This is a genomic window from Geitlerinema sp. CS-897 (assembly GCF_028368005.1).
GTDB lineage: Bacteria > Cyanobacteriota > Cyanobacteriia > Cyanobacteriales > Geitlerinemataceae > Baaleninema > Baaleninema simplex.
This window is the reverse complement of record NZ_JAQNCQ010000116.1, coordinates 1-2,299: the sequence shown is the minus strand read 5'-3', so window position 1 is coordinate 2,299 and position 2,299 is coordinate 1. Positions and strand designations below refer to the sequence as shown.

Genomic DNA, 2,299 nt, shown 5'->3' with positions numbered 1-2,299 from the left:
TCTCCCACCAGTCAAAGCGATCTGCCAGCAGGTAGTTGTACTGACAGCGCAACATATCGAGCCACTTATCCATGCGGCATCGTTGCTCGTAGGTCGGCAATAACTTGTACTGGTAGGCTAGTTTCATGTCATCATTGTAGCATATATAAATGTGATTGCTACCCACGAAACAAATAAGCCTTAGGATCTCGGATGTTGAAAAGCAGCATTTAGACAGATATTGTGAACTCACGGAACGCAATCAAACCGACGTTTTGCGCCAATACATTAGAAGTCTGGGCGTCGTTGGGGCATTGAACCCCATCGACGCCCCCGCTATTCCTCCCGACACTGACCCTTCGGGTACAGTGCGGGGCTCCTAGCGGTTAAGCTGAACCCGTTGGCCACGCCGACGATGGGTTTAGAAAAATCCTCGTCACCAAAGCCCACCGCCCGCAACATCGCACGGTTGGGGGTTCGAGCGTCTCCTTCCGTAACGATTCGACTACGCAAATTATCCGGCACTTTACCGTCTTCTCCCCGAATGTATAGAATAGGCGATCGCTGTGTTTCTTCAACTCGGCGAACGAAATCACGCTCTGTTTCGATTTTGTCAGAATATCGAACACTTGGCAGCGACGAAAAGATCGCAGATGGTATTAAAAGGTGAAATCACCTCTCCTGGCGGGGAGTCCCCGTTAGACAATTAAAACCGACCGCGTTTGGAGAAGATTGTCAACGTCATCTACACTGAAATTTAGCGAATCGAACCAGTTTGACATCCTTTCCGGCCTGAAGGCACGGAGATTCCCAGACCTCACGATCTGAGTTTCTGCTTCACTCACATCTGCGTACACCACCAACTGGCGTCAGCTATGTCCCCGTCTTACGTCATGTCCACAGACTTTCAACCCTTTGCAGAGTCCCGATCCCGCAAGCCCTGCGGTACGGTGTCTTTTAAAGACGTTCTACTTGGTGCTTAGAGTTTTTACCGAGCCAAGCCTTTCTAGCTCGAACCCTCTAACCCGAGTTGTCAAGGTACAGTGGTCGAAAGCGTGGTTTTTGCGATTCGACACATCTAAATTCTACTTCAAATCTGGTAAAGCCGTCCTAGAAGGCTTGCCCTGAGCCAAGTCGAAGGGACGGGGTTTCAGACCCATTTTTCTTGATGAACGCCGACGAACTACTACAGCGATACGAAGCCGGGGAGCGAGATTTTCGAGAGAGCGACCTTGCCCACAGTATGTTAGCGGGAGCGAACTTACAAGGGGCGAACTTACGAGAGTCCAACCTCGCTTACGTGAATTTTCAAAATGCCAACCTTCGAGGGGTGAACTTACGCGAGTGTCAGTTGCAAGGCGCGAGTTTTAACGGGGCCAACTTGCAAGATGCCAATTTGATTTCTTGCAAATTATTTGAAGCCGATCTCTCCGACGCTCAACTCACCGAAGCGAATTTACGGGGGGCAAAGTTGCGCGGTGTTTCTCTGGCGCGATCGACCTTAATCGAAACAATTTTAAACGAAGCCGATCTCAGTAGTACGAACTTCAACGATGCGATTTTACGGGAAGCCAATTTAAGCCGCTCGAACCTGACCAACGCCTCGTTAAAAGGTGCGATGCTAGAAAGTGTGAATCTTTCGATCGCCGTTCTCACTCAAGCCAATTTGGAAGATGCCAACTTGATGAAATCGGTGATGAACGGTGCGAATTTATCCCAAGCGAAAATGGCTCGTGCCGATCTGAGTTTTGCCAAACTCAGCGGTGCGAATTTAGCAGGCGTCGATTTGTCGAAATCCCAGCTCCGGGCGGCCAATCTCAGTTGGGCGACGCTCCGAGGTGCAGATTTGACGGGGGCGAGTCTTTACCGAACTAAACTGAGTTGGTCGAACTTGACGGGCGCGATTCTCACCGAAGCCATTTTAATGAGTGCGAAAATTTATAAAACCAATTTTCGCGACGCCGTTTTGACTCGAGCAATTATGCCCGACGGCAAAACCTTCGGCGACGATCGCTAACGAGCGAAAATTTAGACTGGTTGGTCTCCAGAGGTTGCCCGTACTGAGAAATACTGCCAAGATCCGTCGCAATACTCCGCCCATAGCCGAGGGCTTGGGGGGTGGTGAAGCGACGGGAGGGAGTAGTTCGCTTAAGCCTAGGAAACAAATATTTATTTTCTAAGCTAGGGTTTGCTGAAAAAGTTATCAAAAGCTGGGGGTGGAAAATGAACAAGAAGCCGTCTTGCTCAAGGTATAAATCTGAATTGACTTAACTCGTCCACTTTATAAGTTACAATAATATTTCTCGACAAAATTATGAAG

General features: G+C 49.1%; 3 protein-coding genes. 1 reads left to right on the top strand and 2 read right to left on the bottom strand.

Features of this window, described 5'->3' with window-relative positions; genetic code table 11:
* Together POG22_RS07325 and POG22_RS07320 are read right to left on the bottom strand one after the other, a co-directional pair.
* The coding region (locus tag POG22_RS07325; RefSeq protein ID WP_498904478.1) for a helix-turn-helix domain-containing protein at window positions 1–127 on the bottom strand (127 nt) is incomplete at its 3' end.
* Between the two features lie 188 nt (window positions 128–315).
* Window positions 316–492 (bottom strand): hypothetical protein, encoded by a 177-nt coding sequence (locus POG22_RS07320; RefSeq protein ID WP_498904479.1) that lies wholly within the window; start codon window positions 490–492, stop codon window positions 316–318.
* A gap of 655 nt (window positions 493–1,147) precedes the next feature.
* On the opposite strand from POG22_RS07320, the gene POG22_RS07315 reads away from it, so the two are divergent.
* Complete coding sequence (locus POG22_RS07315; RefSeq protein ID WP_498904477.1) at window positions 1,148–1,996, top strand: pentapeptide repeat-containing protein; 849 nt, start codon at window positions 1,148–1,150, stop codon at window positions 1,994–1,996.
* Window positions 1,997–2,299: the final 303 nt, after the last annotated feature.

Excerpts from the sequence above, each read along its gene's own strand:
- POG22_RS07315 (WP_498904477.1), top strand. The coding sequence starts at position 1,148 with ATGAACGCCGACGAACTACTACAGCGATACGAAGCCGGGGAGCGAGAT.